The 18,422-nt window shown below is 62.9% G+C and carries 17 protein-coding genes; 10 read left to right on the top strand and 7 right to left on the bottom strand.

Annotated elements, in window-relative coordinates; genetic code table 11:
• Positions 1-119: 119 nt before the first annotated feature.
• The 4 genes from LJX93_RS05185 to LJX93_RS05200 all read right to left on the bottom strand — a co-directional run bounded on the left by LJX93_RS05185 (position 120) and on the right by LJX93_RS05200 (position 7,642).
• Positions 120-4,646, bottom strand: coding sequence for a hemagglutinin repeat-containing protein (locus tag LJX93_RS05185; protein ID WP_227696811.1), 4,527 nt, complete (start codon positions 4,644-4,646; stop codon positions 120-122).
• Between the two features lie 27 nt (positions 4,647-4,673).
• Complete coding sequence (locus LJX93_RS05190; protein WP_227696812.1) at positions 4,674-6,353, bottom strand: ShlB/FhaC/HecB family hemolysin secretion/activation protein; 1,680 nt, start codon at positions 6,351-6,353, stop codon at positions 4,674-4,676.
• Between the two features lie 161 nt (positions 6,354-6,514).
• Positions 6,515-7,069: a L,D-transpeptidase family protein gene (locus tag LJX93_RS05195; protein WP_033700971.1), complete on the bottom strand. Its 555-nt coding sequence runs from the start codon at positions 7,067-7,069 to the stop codon at positions 6,515-6,517.
• 21 nt (positions 7,070-7,090) lie between these two features.
• On the bottom strand, positions 7,091-7,642 hold the full coding sequence (locus LJX93_RS05200; RefSeq protein ID WP_033700970.1) for an NUDIX hydrolase: 552 nt from the start codon (positions 7,640-7,642) through the stop codon (positions 7,091-7,093).
• Positions 7,643-7,767: 125 nt separating this feature from the next.
• Here LJX93_RS05200 and LJX93_RS05205 point away from each other — a divergent pair, with 125 nt between their 5' ends.
• The 5 genes from LJX93_RS05205 (at position 7,768) to purT (ending at position 10,953) form a co-directional block, all read left to right on the top strand.
• A complete protein-coding gene (locus LJX93_RS05205) occupies positions 7,768-8,367 on the top strand; it encodes a CoA pyrophosphatase (protein ID WP_033700969.1) in 600 nt (199 codons plus the stop codon).
• A gap of 57 nt (positions 8,368-8,424) precedes the next feature.
• Positions 8,425-8,949 carry a gamma carbonic anhydrase family protein gene (locus LJX93_RS05210; RefSeq protein ID WP_033700968.1) on the top strand — a complete coding sequence of 175 codons (525 nt, stop codon included), beginning with the start codon at positions 8,425-8,427 and terminating at the stop codon, positions 8,947-8,949.
• A complete protein-coding gene (locus tag LJX93_RS05215; protein ID WP_033700967.1) occupies positions 8,942-9,148 on the top strand; it encodes a DUF1289 domain-containing protein in 207 nt (68 codons plus the stop codon). Before LJX93_RS05210 ends, LJX93_RS05215 begins: the two co-directional genes overlap by 8 nt.
• Before the next feature lie 79 nt (positions 9,149-9,227).
• Positions 9,228-9,695: a VUT family protein gene (locus LJX93_RS05220; RefSeq protein ID WP_033700966.1), complete on the top strand. Its 468-nt coding sequence runs from the start codon at positions 9,228-9,230 to the stop codon at positions 9,693-9,695.
• 76 nt (positions 9,696-9,771) lie between these two features.
• Positions 9,772-10,953: a formate-dependent phosphoribosylglycinamide formyltransferase gene (purT, locus tag LJX93_RS05225; protein ID WP_047581517.1), complete on the top strand. Its 1,182-nt coding sequence runs from the start codon at positions 9,772-9,774 to the stop codon at positions 10,951-10,953.
• Between the two features lie 38 nt (positions 10,954-10,991).
• On the opposite strand, the gene LJX93_RS05230 is transcribed toward purT, so the two are convergent.
• The 3 genes from LJX93_RS05230 to LJX93_RS05240 all read right to left on the bottom strand — a co-directional run bounded on the left by LJX93_RS05230 (position 10,992) and on the right by LJX93_RS05240 (position 14,596).
• Positions 10,992-12,293: an MFS transporter gene (locus LJX93_RS05230; RefSeq protein WP_033700964.1), complete on the bottom strand. Its 1,302-nt coding sequence runs from the start codon at positions 12,291-12,293 to the stop codon at positions 10,992-10,994.
• A 278-nt stretch (positions 12,294-12,571) separates the two neighbouring features.
• A complete protein-coding gene (locus LJX93_RS05235; RefSeq protein ID WP_033700963.1) occupies positions 12,572-13,777 on the bottom strand; it encodes a transporter associated domain-containing protein in 1,206 nt (401 codons plus the stop codon).
• 9 nt (positions 13,778-13,786) lie between these two features.
• Positions 13,787-14,596 carry an inner membrane protein YpjD gene (locus LJX93_RS05240; protein ID WP_033700961.1) on the bottom strand — a complete coding sequence of 270 codons (810 nt, stop codon included), beginning with the start codon at positions 14,594-14,596 and terminating at the stop codon, positions 13,787-13,789.
• A 262-nt stretch (positions 14,597-14,858) separates the two neighbouring features.
• Here LJX93_RS05240 and ffh point away from each other — a divergent pair, with 262 nt between their 5' ends.
• The 5 genes from ffh (at position 14,859) to rplS (ending at position 18,414) form a co-directional block, all read left to right on the top strand.
• A complete protein-coding gene (ffh, locus tag LJX93_RS05245) occupies positions 14,859-16,235 on the top strand; it encodes a signal recognition particle protein (RefSeq protein ID WP_033700960.1) in 1,377 nt (458 codons plus the stop codon).
• 235 nt (positions 16,236-16,470) lie between these two features.
• Positions 16,471-16,722: a 30S ribosomal protein S16 gene (gene rpsP, locus LJX93_RS05250; RefSeq protein ID WP_016501232.1), complete on the top strand. Its 252-nt coding sequence runs from the start codon at positions 16,471-16,473 to the stop codon at positions 16,720-16,722.
• A 5-nt stretch (positions 16,723-16,727) separates the two neighbouring features.
• Positions 16,728-17,264 (top strand): ribosome maturation factor RimM, encoded by a 537-nt coding sequence (gene rimM, locus LJX93_RS05255; protein ID WP_033700959.1) that lies wholly within the window; start codon positions 16,728-16,730, stop codon positions 17,262-17,264.
• A 3-nt stretch (positions 17,265-17,267) separates the two neighbouring features.
• Entirely contained in the window at positions 17,268-18,020 is a 753-nt protein-coding gene (gene trmD, locus LJX93_RS05260) for a tRNA (guanosine(37)-N1)-methyltransferase TrmD (RefSeq protein ID WP_033700958.1), read from the top strand.
• A 43-nt stretch (positions 18,021-18,063) separates the two neighbouring features.
• Positions 18,064-18,414, top strand: coding sequence for a 50S ribosomal protein L19 (rplS, locus tag LJX93_RS05265; RefSeq protein ID WP_008094487.1), 351 nt, complete (start codon positions 18,064-18,066; stop codon positions 18,412-18,414).
• Positions 18,415-18,422 lie beyond the last annotated feature (8 nt).

The raw sequence follows: 18,422 nt of genomic DNA on the forward strand, positions 1-18,422 counted from the left end.
CTTGAGTGAGGTTGCGGCCATTGATAGATCGCTAACTTATTGATTTGTAAGGTTTATCTGTGGGAACGGCCAAGTCACCACGTCATGGGTGGGTTCATGAAAGCGTCGACGGGCAACGGTTACTGCGCCTTGCCTTGCACGCTCGATACCCACTGCTCGCTGCGGTTGTGCCCGCTGGTGCGCAATAGCCCCAGGTCAAGCGCATTCTCCCCGTCTGCAGCGCCCTTGCCCTTGGTGAATTCGGCCACCGCAGTGCCCAGGTCCACCGGCGAGTTGGACGCATCGATCGACACATCGCGGCGGTAGTCGCTGCCATTCAGGGTTTCACGGGTAACGGCATTGGCGTTCAGCTCGACAGCGCCTTTGCCCGATTGCAGCCTGGCGCCCACCAGGCGGGCATCGCCACCGACCTTGAGGTCAAGCCCTTCACTGCCCTTGAGCGTGGCCTGCCTGGTCACGGTGTCGCGCTGTTGGTGTGAGACCTCCAGGCGCAAAGTCGGGGAAAAACCAGGATCGGCTTTGCTCAAGGCAGCGCCGGCTTTTTTGCCGATTTTGTCACTCAGCGGCCCAGCCAGCGCGTTGGCGGCGTTGGTGTAGCCCTGCGGGTTCTTCTCCTGGCTCAGGCGCAGGTCGCCTTTCACGCTCAAGCTGTCGACGCGGTCCTTGCGGCTGGCAACACGCAGGTCGCCGCCAACATCACCGGTAATGCGCCCGGCTTCCAGGCTGGCACCTTCGATGCGCGTGTCGCCACGGCTTTGCCACTGGATTTTTTCGGCGCGCAGTTGGCTGGCATTCCACGTGTGGTTGTCACGCTTGTCCAGCGCTACCTGGGCGCGGCCATGCAGGCCGAGGGTATCGGTAGCGCCCTTGGCCATGTTGAAGCCGGCCCCGGCCGTGATGTCGAGGTTGTCGCGTTGCTCGCGGTCGCTCGAAGCTTCGATCAGCATGCCGCCGCCTGCGGCGTTGAGCTCGATTTGTTCGGCCGAGGCTTGCAGGCCCTCAAGGTGCAAGGCAATGTCCTCCCGGGCACGGGTGCTGAGGGTGAGCTTGCCCGCGCTTTCGAAGCTGGCATTGACGGCCTGGCTGGCGTCTTCGTTCTGCTTGCCATGGTTGAAGTGACCGCCGACAGCGCCACCCTTGGTCGCGCCAGTCTTGACTGCCAGTTCCAGGCCGCCACCCAGGCTGCCGCCCTTGGCCTGCTGGGTATTGCTGGCCGCAGTGATCTGCAAACGGCCACCACTTTCCAGCAAGGTATCGCCGACCTTGGCTTCACGGCTGCCGATACGCGTGCCTTCCAATACAAGGTCTGCCTCACTGCTCAGATGCACAGCGCCCTTGGCATCGATCTGCGCCACCTGCGCCTTGGTCTGCGCGCTGTTCTGCTGGTTGTGATCCAGGTAGCCACGGGTGTCGACGCCGGTGCTGCCGGGGCGGTTGCCGACCTTGGCCCAGGCATTACCGTCAAGCTGCTTTGAGGCCTGGCTGTTACGGTCAGTGGCCTGCGGTAACGACAGCGTGCCGCCGCTACGCATCACCACATCGCCGTCGCCACCGTCGATGCGCGTGCCCTCGTACTTGCCATCGCTGCCCAACTGCACCTGGATACCCTGTTGGCCATAGAGGCTGCCGGGCACGGCGGTACTGGCCAGGTCGTGTTTATCCAGCGAGCCGCCTTTACCGGCAATGCGTACATTGAGATCGTTGCCGGTGCTGGTGTCTACGCGGGCATCGCCGCCATAGGCCAGGCGCTGCACGGTATCGGCCTGGGTGTTTTCGGCGGCGCTCAGGTGGTGCTGCGTGGCATCGATCAAGAGCTTGCCGGCGTTGGCCTTCCACGCGGTGCCCTGGTCATCGATGATATCGGCCTTGACCTCGACTGCAGCCCCCGACAGCTCACTCACCTGGGCAAAGCCGCGGCGTTGGTTTTCCAGGCGCTTGAGGTGGTCTATGGTCATGTCGGCACCGGCGCTTGGCGCCACCATCGCGTCTTCAGGCGAGCCCTGCTGGAAGCGCGCCGCCTCTTCGCCCAGCACCAGCCGTTCGATGGGGCGGGTCAGGTCACGGTATTCGACGCTGGCGCCCAGGCTGCCTGCCCCGTTATTGGTGACGCTTTCACGCGCTAGGGTATTTTGCACGGCACGGTTCTCGATGTGCTTGGCGGTTACGTTCAGTTGCTGGCCGGCTTCGACGCGCGCGGCTTCGGTAAGCAAACGCTCGGCGTCCAGCTTCACGTCCCCACTGGCCTGCAACTCGCTGCGTTGGACGGTGCTGTCGCGTTCGAGCTGGCTTTGGGTGTAGTGATGGCCTGCGAAAGCGCTGCCCAGTCGATCGATACCCCCTGTCACGTTCAAGCTGCCTCCACTCTGGCTGTCGTTGCTGACGGACTCGCGTTCATTGCGGGTTGCGCCAAGGCTGACCTGTTTGGCGGCCACAGTGAGGTCGCCCGCGCTTGCCACGACCTTGGAGCCATTGACCTGCAGGTGGGCATCGCTTTGCAGATCGACCGAAGCGCCTTTCAGTTCGCTGGCGACCTGCGTTGTTTCCTGGACCTTGCCCGTCGTGTTGGCGACCTGGTAGCCCACGCTGGCTTCGTACTGGCGTGATTGCGGTTTGCCGTCCTGTGCCTCCTGGGTCTGCCGGGCGCCGGCACTGAAGCCGCGTTGCTGTTGATCGGTTTGTGTTTCGCTGCGCGACTGCGCGCTGTCGATCGTCAGGTCGCCCTTGGCCTGCACCTGCAGGTGCTTGCCGGCTTCGATTTTTGCCCCGTGGATGCGCAGTTCCTCGGCGCTGGCCAGGCGCAGGTTGCTGCTGGACGAAACGTCGCTGAGCAGTACCTGGTCCTTGCGTGTGGTGTCCTTGCGATCGCTGCCGATCAGGCCGAACAGTTTGCTGTTGCTCTGATGGTCAGTCGACGTGCTGCTGCCGTGGTCGGCCTCGATCGCCAGCAGGCCCTTTTCGCTGTACAGCACCGAATCTTCCTTGCCGTGCACCTTGCTACCTTTGATGGTGACCTGGTCAGCCGTCATGTTCAGCTTGCCGTCTGCCGTCACACTGCTGCCAACCACCGTCTGCCCTTGCGTGTCATTACCCTTGCGATCACCGAAGAAAGTCCCGGAGACCAGGTCGCCGCGGTAGTTGCGCTGTGTGCCGCTGTTCTGCAATGCAGTGGTGCCGATCTCGACTTGCCGCGCCTTGATCTGCATGTCGCTGTTGCTGTGCAGCGTGCTGCCTTGAACCGTGAGGGTATCGGCCGCAGTGAGGGCCATGCGCTCGGCATTCAACGTGCTGCCCTGGGCTGTTTCCCGGGTTTGCTCGGTGTCGCGGTCACCGCGCCACAAGTCTTTGCGGTGACGTACCTGTTCTTTGATGTGCTGGCTGTCGATGCCTGCCACGATGTCCAGTTTGCCGGCACTGTCGACGTTCAATTCGCCGCCCGCCTTCACGTCGGCGGCTACCAGGCGCATGTCAGCGCCCGATTGCAGCGTTACGCTGTCTTGGCCGTGCAACTGCGTGCCGTGCTGCTGGTTTTGGGTGGTGGTGCGCTCGCGGTTGTAGGTTTCGCGGGTGACGAAGAGAAACTTCTTCTTCCAGTTTTCGCGGTCGTGTTCGGTGTTTGCCAGGCTGTCGGCATCCAGGGTGAGTTTCTGGCCGGCCTTGACCACCACCTGTTGCGCCTGCCCTTCGACAGCCCGCAGGGTCAGGTCATGCGCGGCGCTGAGATTCAATGCGCCCCGTTCGCTGTGCAGTTCGCTGGGGTTGTCCGCCTTGCCGCTGACGTGCAGGTCGCCGGCCGAATGGATGTCGATACCGTCGCCGGCATGCACCTTTGCCGGCCCCATGCGCACCCCAGCGCCTTCAGCGGTGCTCAGCACACGGATACGCCCGGCACGCATGGCACCGAACAGCGTGGCATCGACACTGCCCTGTTCGCCGGGCAGGTGTTCGACCACCTGCCCGCTGGTGTGATCGATGCGGTTGCGGCCAACCGTGACGTTCAATTCATTGGCAGCCATGAGCAAGCCTTTGCTGTCTATTCGCGGCGCGATCAGGTCAAGGGCACCGGTGCTGTTGCTCTGGCCGTCGTCGAGTACCTGCAGGGAGCCACTGGCGTTGAGGGTGTCGAGGTATTTGAGTTGCTGGTCCTCGAATTCCGGGGTGCCGACCACGAAGCCTGCGCGGGTGGTGTTGATGAAGCTGCCGCCGTTGAGGGTGATGCCATTGGGGTTGGCCAGGATGTAGTCGGCCGGGCGGCCGAAGATTTCCTGCGGCCCCTCGATCAGCGAAGCGTTGCGGCTGATCACCTCATTGAGGATGGTCGAGGCGGCCTGGCCCTGGAACTGCGGGTTGGCCGCAAGGGCGCCGGCCAGTTGCGACTGGCCCGCCTGCGTGGCGTTGTTCAGCACTACGCCGGGGTTGCCGACGTTGTAATCGAGGAACTGGTTGTGCGACAGGCCGCTAGCGTTGGGTGCAACGATGTCGATGACCGGGACGCCATGGCCGTTGTTGATGAGTGGGGTGCCTGCAGGGCCGCTGGCAGCTTCCAGGCCGCCCGAGGCTTGCGCGGTGCTGGAGCCGAGCAGGGCGAGAAAAATGGCCCAACGCAAGGTATTGGGGTGGGTAGACGTCAGCTGCGAGAGTGTTTGCATGTTCTCGTTCTCTTTGTTGTGGGTGAATCAGATGTTCAGGTGCCACTCCAGTACCCAGAAGCCCGGCTCCAGAAGCGTGCGGGGCCGGTCGCTGGTGTACAGGGCGCGTTGATAATCGAGGCGCAGGCGACTGTCGGGCAGGCTCACTTCGATGCCGGCCGCAGCACCGGCCAGGCGCAGGACGGGGCTGTCGCTGGCGAGCTGGGTCCAGCCAAGGTCGAGGCCGACGTAGGGGCGCACTTGCAACGGTGCCGCCCAGGCGGGGCTCAGCGGGCGGCTCAAGGTGTTGCGCCAGGCCGCGCCAGTGGCGCCGGCGTAGGTGTGCAGGCGGAAGCCGCGTACCGCCGAGTCGTCGGTGGCCAGCAGTTGTTCGACGGCGGGCAGTGGGTCGGGGCTGTACTGCAGCCCGAGTTCGCTTTGCCAGCGCCAGGGCTGAGGCGCTGCGCCTTGGCGAAGGTGCAGGAGGGTGGCGCGGTATTTGACGAAATCGCTGCGCAGCCCGTTGCTGCGCATGGCCGGGTTGTCCTTGGACAGCCCCTCAAGGCCGTGGGCGACCCCCACATACCCGTTCCACAGCCCATTCTCGAGCCAGAGCCACTGCAGGCCGGCCTCGACGCTGGTGAGGGTAGGGCTCTGCAAGTCGACGACAACGCCGCCGGTGCGGTTGACCATCTGCTTGCGGTCCACCCGGGCACTGGCGCTGAGCATGCCCTGCTGATTGCGCCACAGCACACGCTCGGCGCTCACGCCCTGGAAGCGGCTGCGGCCACTGCTGGTCTGTTGCCCGTGCGGGATGGGGGCGTTGTAACGCAGTTGGCTGGCGTTGAAGGCGAATGTCCACGGACCGTAGGGGATGCTGTAGTACACCGTGATGCCCGTGCTGGTGCCCGGCGCATCGAAGACGGTGCTGGCCAGCCACAGGCGCAGGTCGTCGTTTAGGCCCAGCGGGCTGTCCAGGCCGACCCCGAGGTTCAGGCGATGGCGGCCGGTCAGTTCACTGCCGCGGTTGTCCAGGCGGCCGTCCAGATGCCAGCGCGAGGCGACTTTGTGGGGCTGAACGCGCACGCGGGTGCCGCCTTGCAGTTCGCCGGGGAGCAAGTCGGCACTCAAGTCGTAGGCACGCAGGCGGTTCAGCTGGTCGAGCCCTTGCTCCAGGTCCGGGAGGTACAGCGGCTGCCCCAGTACGCCAGGAAAAGCACCGCGCAAGGAAAGGGGCAGGTCGGCGCCCAGCTCGATCGACTCGACAAAACCTTCGCTGATGACGATATCCAGCGGGGCGTCATCTTCGGGGTGCTGGCGCAAGTAGGGGCGGCTGGTCGGGTAGCCGGCCTGGACATAGCGCTGGGTAATGGCCTTGAGCACGCGGTTGATATCGACGATGCCCATGCAAGGTTGCATCAGCGGCACCACGGTCGCCTCCAGTGCTGTCCCCGACACGTGTCGATGGCCGGCCAGGCGTAAGCCGCTCACCGCCCAGCAGTGGCTGTCGGTAGTCTGTGCACTCTGGCTGTGCTGATTACCTTGCGCAGCAGGCTCCCGTTGCCAGCGCTCAAGGCGTTGTTGCTGTTCCAGTTGCCGCAGCGTTTGCTGCTGATCGCGCAACTGTTGGCTGGCCAGGTCGTCGGCCAATGCCTGGGCGCAGGTCATCACCCCGGTCAGGCAGCAGACCAGCAGCCTGCAGGCAATGATGAGAATTCGGTACGGCATTCAAGCACCCCGCAGAGGACGTACGGATGTCGTATTCGTCTGCGTGGATGCTAAGAATTAAGTGATTGGCTTGGATGCAGTACCCTGCCTAAGCGGCTGTCAGGCGGGTTCTCGTTTAGGGTGCGAAAGCTCCTACAGGATGAGTCGGCATGCAGGACGTGTCAGGGACGAATCTCGATCAATGTACCGTCCTTGACCAGCTCCCAGACTTCCTGCATGTCGTGGTTGCGCATGGCGATGCAACCTTCGGTCCAGTCCAGTGTGTGGAAGTACCACTCGGGGTAGTCATCATTGACCGGTGTGCCGTGGATCATGATCATGCTGCCGGCACTCACGCCTTCGCGGGTGGCGCGTGCGGCATCTTTGATGTTGGGGTAGGAGATGTGCATGGCCAGGTTGAAGCGGTCGCTCTGCTTGCGCCAGTCCAGCCAATAGAGGCCCTCGGGAGTCTTGCGGTCACCTTCGCGTTCCTTCGCGCCCTTGGGCTGCTTGCCCAGGGAAATGCGGTAGGTCTTGAGCGGTTCGCCGCGGCTGATCAGTTGCAGGCGGCGCTCGGACTTGATCACCAGCACCTTGTCGATCAGCGGTTGCATGGCCTGCTGCGAGGGTGACGATGTTTGCGCTGCCGGCAGGGGCTTGCGCACGATGGTCTCGGTGAAGGCCGCCTGGGACACCGAGGTAACGCAAAGGCAGAAAAGGGCGAGCAACCAGCGCATGAAACGGTATCCCTGATGACGTTAGGTGGTAGACGTGACATTCATCGGTGGCAGGTACTCATGGCCTATGGGGTAGTGCTGCCCGATGCGGTCGCGATAGTAGCATTCTAGTGTGCGTGTGACGGTGCGGAAAGCCAGCGCGTCCCACGGTATCTCATGCTCCTCGAACAGCCGCACTTCCAGGCTCTCGATACCCACATCGAAGCGTAGGTCGGCCAGTTCGGCGCGGAAAAACACATGCACCTGGTTGATGTGCGGCAGGTCGAACAACTGGTACAGGTTCATGGGCCCGACCTGGGCGCAGGCTTCCTCGACGGTTTCACGACGGGCGGCCTGGTCGAGGGTCTCGCCGTTCTCCATGAACCCGGCCGGTAAGGTCCAGTAGCCACGGCGTGGCTCGATGGCGCGCCGGCACAGCAGCACCTGGCTACCCCAAGTGGGCAGGACCCCCGCCACGATGTTGGGGTTCTGGTAGTGAATGGTCTGGCAATACTCGCAGACATACCGCAGGCGGCTATCGCCCTCGGGTATCCGCTGAATGACCGGCTGGCCGCACGCGCTGCAGAATTTCATGCTTATCTTCCCTTATGACAGGGCTATCTTGGCGTGGCAGCCGGGCGGCCGCAAGCGCACAGGGCTTGGGTGCTTCTCGGCTTTGGTGCATCATGCAAGACAGGCCTTGGATACGAGAGTGCGCAATGCTGGACGAGCTACTTCGCCGAATGAGCAACCATGAACCCGCATCACTGGAAACCGACCGACGGTTTCCCGAAGCGGCGGTACTCTTGCCCATTACCCGCAGCGAAGCGCCCGAACTGGTCTTGACCCTGCGCGCCAAGGGCTTGTCGACCCACGGTGGCGAAGTCGCCTTCCCGGGTGGCCGGCGCGACCCTGAAGACCCGGACCTGGTGTTTACCGCCCTGCGCGAAGCCGAAGAAGAAATCGGCCTGCCCCCTGGGCTGGTGGAAGTGATTGGTCCGCTCAGCCCGCTGATCTCGCTGCACGGCCTGAAAGTGACGCCATTCGTCGGGCTTATTCCCGATTTCGTCGAGTATCGCGCCAACGATGCCGAGATCGCGGCAGTATTCACCGTACCGCTGGAATTCTTCCGCCAGGACCCGCGTGACCATACCCACCGTATCGATTACCAGGGCCGCAGTTGGTATGTGCCCAGTTACCGCTACGGTGAATACAAAATCTGGGGGTTGTCGGCGATCATGATCGTCGAGCTGGTCAACCTGCTGTATGACGCCGGCATCAGCCTGCATCAACCCCCGGAGCGTTACATCGAGATCTGAGCGGGGCCCACCCCGCCGTCTGCTACAAACCGCCGCCGTTTATCCTGAGGAGCGAGCATGAAATATCGCCTGGGCGACCTGCGGGTCGACAGCCACCCCACCAGCTGGATCGCGCCCAACGCCACCGTGATCGGCAATGTGCGCCTGCAGGCCCGTGCCAGCGTGTGGTTTGGCGCTGTATTGCGCGGTGACAACGAGCTGATCGACATCGGCGAGGACAGCAATGTCCAGGACGGCACCGTGATGCATACCGACATGGGTTCGCCGCTGACCCTGGGCAAGGGCGTGACGGTTGGCCATAACGCCATGCTGCATGGCTGCACGGTCGGCGATTACAGCTTGGTCGGCATCAATGCGGTGATCCTCAACGGAGCCCGCATCGGCAAGCACTGCATCATCGGCGCCAATGCGCTCATCCCCGAGGGCAAGGAGATCCCTGACGGTTCGCTGGTGATGGGCTCGCCGGGCAAGGTGGTGCGTGAACTGAGCGAGCAGCAGATGCGCATGATCGAGGCCGGTGCCGCGCACTATGTGCACAATGCCCAACGCTATGCGCGCGAGCTGGTAGCTGACGATGAGTGAGGTCATTGCCGTCGAGCGCCCGGTCGCTTCGCCTTGCGTCAGCATCTGCGCGCTGGACGAGCAGGATATCTGCACCGGCTGCCAGCGTACCGTGGCCGAAATCGGTCGCTGGGGGCGGATGGACAACACCGAGCGTCGCGCCGTACTGAAGCTGTGCCATGAGCGGGCGGTGGCCGCTGGGTTGATCATGGGGCAATGATTCGGCGCTGGCTGCCTCGCAGGTTTACCCGCGAAGCAGCCAGCGGTAATCTGTACGGCTTGCCCACAGATTACCCGCCATGTTCTATCTCATCGCCTATATCAGCAGCGTAGTGCTGATCAACTACGCCTTCTCCAGCGCCCCGCACCTGGACATCATCTGGTCCGCCTGGGGTGGCCTGGTGTTCATCCTGCGCGACATGGTGCAGACCCGCTTCGGGCATGGCGCCCTGGTCGCCATGCTGGTGGCCCTGGTGCTGTCCTACATCACCTCGGAGCCTGCCATCGCCCTGGCCAGCGCCACGGCGTTTTTCGTTTCCGAGCTGATCGACTGGCTGGTGTTCAGCATCACCCGTCGGCCCCTGCGTGACCGCCTGTGGCTGAGCTCGGCGTTGAGCATTCCGGTCGATACCTTCATTTTCTTCGGCATGATCGGCGCGCTGACCCCTGCCGTGATCGGCACGGCCATGGCCTCGAAGTTCGCCGGTGTCACCGCCGTGTGGCTGGCCATGGCATTTCGCGCCCGGCGGGCTGCCGCGGTCGGTTGATGGTGTAGAATACGGGTCCTTTTTCAGCGGGCGGCGCTTAGCCTGGCGCAGCCCCGGACGCCTTCGAGGACCTGAAATGACCCGTATCGGAACCCCATTGTCGCCCACCGCGACCCGTGTACTGCTCTGCGGCTGCGGTGAGCTGGGCAAGGAAGTGGTGATCGAGCTGCAGCGCCTGGGCGTCGAAGTGATCGCCGTGGACCGCTACGCCAACGCGCCGGCCATGCAGGTGGCGCACCGCAGCCATGTGGTCAACATGCTCGATGGCGTCGCCCTGCGCGCGGTGATCGAGGCCGAGAAACCGCACTACATCGTCCCTGAGATCGAAGCCATCGCCACTGCGACCCTGGTCGAACTGGAGAGCGAAGGCTTCACCGTGGTGCCCACCGCCCGTGCCACCCAGCTGACCATGAACCGTGAAGGCATCCGGCGCCTGGCTGCCGAAGAGCTGGACCTGCCGACCTCGCCGTACCACTTTGCCGATACCTACGAAGACTACGCCAAGGCCGTGGCCGATGTCGGCTACCCGTGCGTGGTCAAACCGGTGATGAGCTCATCGGGCAAGGGCCAGAGCCTGCTGCGCAGCGATGCCGACCTGCAGCAGTCCTGGGACTACGCCCAGGAAGGCGGGCGTGCCGGCAAGGGCCGGGTGATCATCGAGGGCTTCATCGACTTCGATTACGAAATTACCCTGCTGACCGTGCGTCATGTCGGCGGCACCACCTTCCTCGAGCCTGTCGGCCATCGTCAGGAGAAAGGTGACTATCAGGAATCGTGGCAGCCCCAAGCCATGAGCCCGAAGGCCCTTGCCGAGTCGCAGCGGGTGGCCAAGGCGGTCACCGATGCACTGGGCGGGCGTGGCCTGTTCGGCGTGGAGCTGTTCGTCAAAGGTGACCAGGTGTGGTTCAGCGAAGTGTCGCCGCGCCCGCACGACACTGGCCTGGTGACCTTGATCTCCCAGGACCTGTCGCAGTTCGCCTTGCACGCCCGCGCCATTCTCGGCCTGCCGATCCCGGTGGTGCGCCAGTTCGGGCCGTCGGCGTCGGCGGTGATTCTGCCGCAGGGGCAATCGCAGCAGACCAGCTTCGCCAACCTTGGTGCTGCGCTGAGCGAGCCGGATACGGCCATTCGCCTGTTCGGCAAGCCGGAAATCAACGGCCAGCGCCGCATGGGCGTGTGCCTGGCGCGTGACGAATCGATCGAAGCGGCGCGGGCCAAGGCGACCCGTGCTTCGCAGGCGGTCAAGGTCGAGTTCTGATCTGACATGGCTGGGGGCGCAAAGCGCCCCCAGCGTCTTCACAGTTCGGTATGCCGGGTCTCTTTAAGGCACAGCACAGCAATCAGACTGATCACCGCCGCCACCGAAACATACCCGCCCACCCAGCTCAAGCCGCCCATGCTCACTAGTTTCTGGGCAAAGAACGGCGCCGCCGAAGCCCCCACGATGCCACCCAGGTTATACGCCGCCGACGCGCCGGTGTAACGCACGTGGGTCGGGAACAGCTCGGGCAGCAGTGCCCCCATTGGCGCGAAGGTCACCCCCATCAGGAACAGCTCGATGGCCAGGAACAGCGCCACACCTGTGGTCGAGCCCGAGGTCAGCAGCGGTTCCATGGTAAAGCCCGAAGCCACCGCCAGCAGGCCACCGACGACCAATACCGGCTTGCGCCCGTAGCGGTCGCTGAGCCAGGCCGACAGCGGCGTGGCCAGGGCCATGAAGACTACCGCAAAGCACAGCAGGCCAAGGAACGTCTCGCGGCTGTAGCCCAGGGTGGTCACGCCATAGCTGAGCGAGAACACCGTCGAGATGTAGAACAGCGCGTAGCACACCACCATCGCCGCAGCACCCAGCAGGGTTGGCACCCAGTGCTTGGCGAACAAGTCGACCACCGGCATCTTCACGCGCTCATGCTGGGCAATGGCTTTGGCGAACACCGGGCTCTCTTCGAGCTTGAGGCGCACATACAGGCCCACCAGTACCAGGGCGGCGCTGAGCAGGAACGGAATGCGCCAGCCCCATTCACGGAATTGCTCGTCACTGAGCACCAGGGCCAGAGTCAGGAACAAGCCGTTGGCAGCCAAAAAGCCGATTGAAGGGCCCAACTGCGGGAACATGCCGAACCAGGCACGCTTGCCCGGTGGTGCGTTTTCGGTCGCCAGCAGCGCCGCGCCGCCCCATTCGCCACCCAGGCCCAGGCCTTGGCCGAAGCGCAGCAGGCAAAGCAGGATCGGCGCCCACACGCCAATGCTGTCATAGCCGGGCAGCACGCCGATGGCGGTGGTGGAGACGCCCATCAACAGCAGCGACGCCACCAGGGTTGATTTGCGGCCGATACGGTCGCCAAAGTGGCCGAACAATGCCGAGCCCAGCGGGCGTGCGAGGAAGGCGATGCCGAAGGTAAGAAAGGCCGCGAGCATCTGCGCGGTGCCCGACCCGGAGGGGAAGAACACCGGGCCGATCACCAGCGCGGCGGCAGTGGCGTAAACGTAGAAGTCGTAGAACTCGATGGCAGTGCCAATGAAGCTGGCGGTGGCCACCCGCGCGGGCGAGTTGACCGGCGCGGCAGGCGCTTGGGCATAGGTGCTGCTGGTGGTCATTAAGTAGGTCCCTAACAGTCTGGTCGTGCGCCACGGGCTTGATCCGCGAGGGTGCGTGCTGCCTCAATGGGCAGGCACCGTTGCACGGACGCCGAAGCGTATTGTTCTTTTGCTCGCTCGACTGACGATAGCCCAGGGGGGGTAGGGGCGGGAGCGGGTACTGTTCGGGGTATTGAAACAGGGCCGCAGGGCGTGTCAGAGGAGCGGACTGGCCGTGGGCCGCCGGGTGCGGGTAGCAGGCGGGACGGCGGGGCTGGGTAAGCGTGACCCGAGTATAGCTAGCGGGTCACGGTCCACACCAGTACCTTGCTGGCGCAATTGTCCTCTGTTTCGAGGATTTCCAGGCGATATCGGCCGATCTTCAGGCAAACCGCACTTTCCGGGATGCTTTCCAGCGCTTCGGTGACCAACCCGTTGAGGGTTTTCGGCCCGCCATCGCAAGGCAGGTGCCAGCCCAGGGTGCGGTTGATCTCGCGCAGCGAGGCGGTGCCTTCGATGACGAAGGTGCCGTCGGCCTGGGGGTGTACATGCGGGTTGTCCAGCCCCTGTTCGTCTTCGAATTCGCCAACGATTTCTTCGAGGATGTCTTCCAGGGTGACGATGCCCAGCACTTCGCCGTATTCGTCCACCACGACGCCCAGGCGGCGTTGCTGCTTGTGAAAGTTCAGCAACTGCATCTGCAGGGGTGTGCTTTCCGGGACGAAGTAGGGTTCGTAGCAGGCGCCGTGCAGCTTCTCCAGGGTCAGCTCTGCCCTGGGCAGCAGGTGGCTGATCAGCTTGGTATTGAGGATCGCTTCAACCTGGTTGATATCGTTGTGATAGACCGGCAGCCGGGTGTGCCGGCTGACGATCAACTGCTCGATGATGCGTTCGATCGGCTCGTCCAGATTGATACCATCGACTTCGTTGCGCGGCACCAGGATGTCGTTGACGGTGACTTTGTCCAGCGACTGCAAACCATCGAGCAGCCCGTGGCGCACTGGCTCGTGCGCTTCGTCTTCGTCGAAGTCGTCATCTTGCTGTGGGTGCAGGGCCACCGCCGTAGGCTGCGCACGGAACGGGCGCAGGATCAGCTTGGCGCAACCATCGAGCAGGCAGGCCAGTGGCTGGAGGATAGCCAAAGGCACCTTCAGCAAGCTGGCACCCAGGCTGACGAACGCCTGTGGGTTACGCCGCGCCAGGCGCCGCGGCAGGAACTCGGCAAACACCAGCAGGGCCAGGGTGGCGCCCAGGCCGGCCAGCCAGAAACCGTGTTCGCCGCTGTAGCGCTGGCCGATCAGGCAGGCCAGGCCCAGTACCAGCAGCTTGCCCAGGCTGGCGCACAGCACCAGCGCCTGAGCGGGCAGGGGGGCTTGCCCGTCGTCGCCATTGCGCAGCGAGCCATTGAGTTGCAGGCGTGCGGCATCCACAGCGCTGAACAGCGCCGACCACAGCAGCGCCAGTGCCAGGGTGCCGAATAGCGGGGCGTACGGCAGGGTGTCCATGGGCGGCCGTCAGATATGCAAGATGAATTCGCGGACCAGCTTGCTGCCGAAATAGGCCAGCATCAGCAGGCAGAAACCGGCCAGCGTCCAGCGGATCGCTTTGTGGCCACGCCAACCCAGGCGGGTGCGGCCCCACAGCAGAACACTGAACACCACCCAGGCGACGCAGGCCAGCAAGGTCTTGTGCACCAGGTGCTGGGCGAACAGGTTGTCGAGGAACAGCCAGCCGGAAATCAGCGACAGCGAGAGCAGACACCAGCCGGCCCAGAGGAAGCCGAACAGCAGGCTTTCCATGGTTTGCAGCGGCGGGAAGTTGCGGATCAGCCCGGACGGGTGCTTGTTTTTCAACTGGCGGTCCTGCAGCAACAGCAGCAGCGACTGGAATACGGCAATGGTGAACAGGCCGTAGGCCAGGATCGACAGCAGGATATGCGCGAGGATGCCGGGCTCTTCGTTGATCAGCGGCACGGTGCCCGGTGGCGCGAACTGGGCCAATAGCGCCGTGACCGCACCCAGCGGGAACAGCAGCACCAGCAGGTTTTCCACCGGGATGCGCAGGCACGCCAGCAGGGTCAGGGTGATGACCGCCACGGCGATCAGGCTGGCGGCGCTGAAGAAGTCGAGGCTCAGGCCCAGCGGGGTGATCAGCTGGAAGAACAGGGCGCCGCTCTGGGCGATCACCGCAAGGGCACCGAGCAAGCCCAGCAGCCGTTTGTCGGACTTGCGGCCCTGGGCCAGGTGCGAACCCTGGTAGAGGGTCGCAGCTATATAAAGGCCGGCGGCGATCAGGTTGGGGATGAGGCTGGGTGAGGAGAACATAAGTCCTGGTTGGCGAGCCTTAAAGAGACGGAGTTTGGCATAGTGAGCTGCAAGCTGGAAGCCGTAAGCTACAAGCAAGGGCTGATGTGCAGGCTGGGCGCTTTTCCTTGTGGCTTGCAGCTTTGAGCTTGCCGCTCGGAAGCCAAGGTGTGCGCCGCCGTTGCACTTCGCTATAATCGCCGCCTTGCTGTGCCCTGGGGGTGTGCATTTCCCCCTCGGCGTCTGACAAACCTCGGCTTTTACTGGGCCAGAAAGGATCACCATGTTCGAAAACCTGACCGACCGCCTGTCACAGACGCTGCGCCATGTCACCGGCAAGGCCAAGCTGACTGAAGACAACATCAAGGACACGCTGCGCGAAGTACGCATGGCGTTGCTCGAGGCCGACGTTGCCTTGCCGGTGGTCAAGGATTTCGTCAACAGCGTCAAGGAGCGTGCGGTCGGTACCGAAGTGTCGCGCAGCCTGACCCCGGGCCAGGCCTTCGTGAAGATTGTCCAGGCCGAGCTGGAAAGCCTGATGGGCGCGGCCAACGAAGACCTCGCGCTGAACGCCGCACCACCGGCCGTGGTGCTGATGGCTGGCTTGCAGGGTGCGGGTAAGACCACCACCGCCGGCAAGCTCGCGCGCTTCCTCAAGGAGCGCAAGAAGAAGAGCGTGATGGTGGTGTCGGCCGACGTCTACCGCCCGGCGGCGATCAAGCAGCTGGAAACCCTGGCCAACGACATCGGCGTGACCTTCTTCCCGTCCGACATCAGCCAGAAGCCTGTCGCCATCGCTGAAGCGGCGATTCGCGAAGCCAAGCTCAAGTTCATCGACGTGGTCATCGTCGACACCGCCGGCCGTCTGCACATCGACGCCGACATGATGGACGAGATCAAGGCGCTGCATGCCGCGGTCAAGCCGGTCGAGACCTTGTTCGTGGTCGACGCCATGACCGGCCAGGACGCCGCCAACACCGCCAAGGCCTTTGGTGAAGCCCTGCCGCTGACCGGCGTGGTGCTGACCAAGGTCGACGGTGATGCCCGTGGCGGTGCCGCACTGTCGGTGCGGGCCATTACCGGCAAGCCGATCAAGTTCATCGGTATGGGTGAGAAGACCGAGGCCCTCGAGCCGTTCCACCCCGACCGCGTCGCGTCGCGCATCCTCGGCATGGGCGATGTACTCAGCCTGATCGAGCAGGCCGAGCAGACCATCGACAAGGCCAAGGCTGACAAGCTGGCCAAGAAGCTGAAGAAGGGCAAGGGCTTCGACCTCGAAGACTTCCGCGACCAGCTGCAGCAGATGAAAAACATGGGCGGCCTGGGCGGCCTGATGGACAAGCTGCCGAGCATTGGCGGGGTCAACCTGTCACAGATGGGCAACGCCCAGGGCGCGGCCGAGAAGCAGTTCAAGCAGATGGAAGCGATCATCAACTCCATGACCCCGGCCGAGCGCCGTGACCCTGAACTGCTCAGCGGTTCGCGCAAGCGCCGCATCGCCATCGGCTCCGGCACCCAGGTGCAGGACGTCGGCCGGCTGATCAAGCAGCACAAGCAGATGCAGAAGATGATGAAGAAATTCTCTGCCAAGGGCGGCATGGCCAAGATGATGCGCGGCTTGGGCGGCATGATGCCTGGTGGCGGCATGCCCAAGCTGTAAAACCGATTCAGGCCAGTGGCGGCAAGCCCGCCGCTGGCCGGAACCCGCTTCGGCGGGAACACTGTCGCCTCATGAGCAGGCGGCTAAATAGCAGATCAGCAGGCTGGCCTTTTTACTTGAAGTAAAAAGGCATTTGCAAATGTCCGGATATTCCTTGAGAATGTGCGGCCTTTCGGGCACCCGTGTGCCCGCTGTGCATCATGATTTGCAGCACCGACTACAGGAACGATGTTCAATGCTTACCATTCGTCTTGCCCGTGGCGGCTCCAAAAAGCGCCCGTTTTACCAACTGACCGTAACCGACTCGCGTAACCCGCGTGACGGCTCCCACATCGAACAGGTTGGCTTCTTCAACCCGATCGCTCGTGGTCAGGAAGTTCGTCTGTCCGTTAAACAAGACCGCGTTGCTCACTGGCTGAGCATCGGCGCACAGCCGTCTGAGCGTGTTGCTCAGCTGCTGAAGGAAGCTGCCAAGGCTGCTGCCTGAACTGTATGAACGCGACGCCAGAAAAGGCTGACGACCTCATCGTCGTTGGCAAGATTTTTTCGGTTCACGGCGTTCGCGGCGAGGTGAAGGTGTATTCCTTTACCGATCCGATTGAAAACCTGTTGGATTACCGTAACTGGACGCTTCGGCGCGAAGGGTCGGTCAAGCAGGTAGAGCTGGTCAGTGGCCGTTCCAATAAAAAGGAGCTGGTCGCCAAGCTCAAAGGGCTCGACGATCGTGACGAAGCGCGTCTTCTGAGCGGTTACGAGATTTGCATCTCGCGCAGCCTTTTGCCCAACCTGACGGACGACGAGTACTACTGGTACCAGTTGGTCGGTCTGAAAGTCATCAACCAGGACGAACAGCTGTTCGGCACGGTTGATCACCTGTTGGAGACCGGCGCGAACGATGTAGTGGTGGTCAAGCCTTGCGCAGGCAGCCTGGATGACCGTGAGCGCTTGTTGCCCTATACGGCGCAATGTGTGCTGGCAGTCGACCTTGAAGCCGGTGTGATGCGGGTCGAATGGGACGCGGATTTCTAACTGATGGGTAACCTTCGCGTAGAAGTCATCACGTTGTTCCCCGAGATGTTCTCGGCCATTACGGAGTACGGCATTACCAGCCGCGCGGTGAAGCAGGGCTTGTTGCAAGTCACTTGCTGGAATCCGCGGGACTACACCAGTGATCGCCACCACACGGTGGATGATCGGCCTTTTGGCGGTGGTCCGGGGATGGTGATGAAGATCAAGCCTCTGGAAGATGCACTGGCCAGTGCCAGGCAAGCGACCGGAGCAGCGGCAAAGGTGATCTACCTTTCGCCACAAGGCCGCAAGCTGGATCAGCAAGCGGTCAAAGGCTTGGCCGAACAGGAATCTCTGATCCTGATCGCCGGCCGTTATGAAGGCATTGACGAGCGTTTTATTGATGCTCATGTCGATGAAGAGTGGTCGATTGGTGACTATGTGCTTTCCGGTGGTGAGCTACCGGCCATGGTACTGATCGATGCGGTTACGCGGCTGCTGCCCGGAGCTTTAGGGCATGTAGGCTCGGCGGAGGAAGATTCCTTCACCGATGGCTTGCTGGATTGCCCGCACTACACCCGACCTGAGGTGTATGCGGATCAGCGTGTACCCGACGTGTTGCTAAGTGGCAACCATGCACATATCCGGCGATGGCGGATGAAGCAGTCCCTTGGTAGGACCTTCGAACGACGCGCCGATCTTCTGGAAAGTCGCTCACTTTCTGGAGAAGAGAAAAAGCTGCTCGAGGAATACCTCCGCGAGCGGAACGATAGTTAACGTATCGATGGTGGATCACGTTTGTCCACCTTAGGAGCACAGCATGACTAACAAAATCATCCAGCAGCTCGAAGCAGAGCAGATGAGCAAGGAAATCCCGACCTTCGCACCAGGCGACACCATTGTCGTCCAGGTTAAAGTGAAGGAAGGTGAGCGTTCCCGTCTGCAGGCGTTCGAAGGCGTTGTTATCGCCAAGCGTAACCGTGGTCTGAACAGCGCCTTCACCGTGCGCAAGATCTCGAGCGGCGTTGGTGTTGAGCGTACCTTCCAGACCTACAGCCCGCAAATCGACAGCCTGGCCGTGAAACGTCGTGGTGACGTGCGTAAAGCCAAGCTGTACTACCTGCGCGACCTGTCCGGCAAAGCCGCTCGCATCAAGGAAAAACTGTCCTGAGTACAGTT

Origin of the sequence: Pseudomonas sp. HN2-3, from assembly GCF_020691745.1 — a bacterium.
Taxonomy (GTDB): domain Bacteria; phylum Pseudomonadota; class Gammaproteobacteria; order Pseudomonadales; family Pseudomonadaceae; genus Aquipseudomonas; species Aquipseudomonas capeferrum.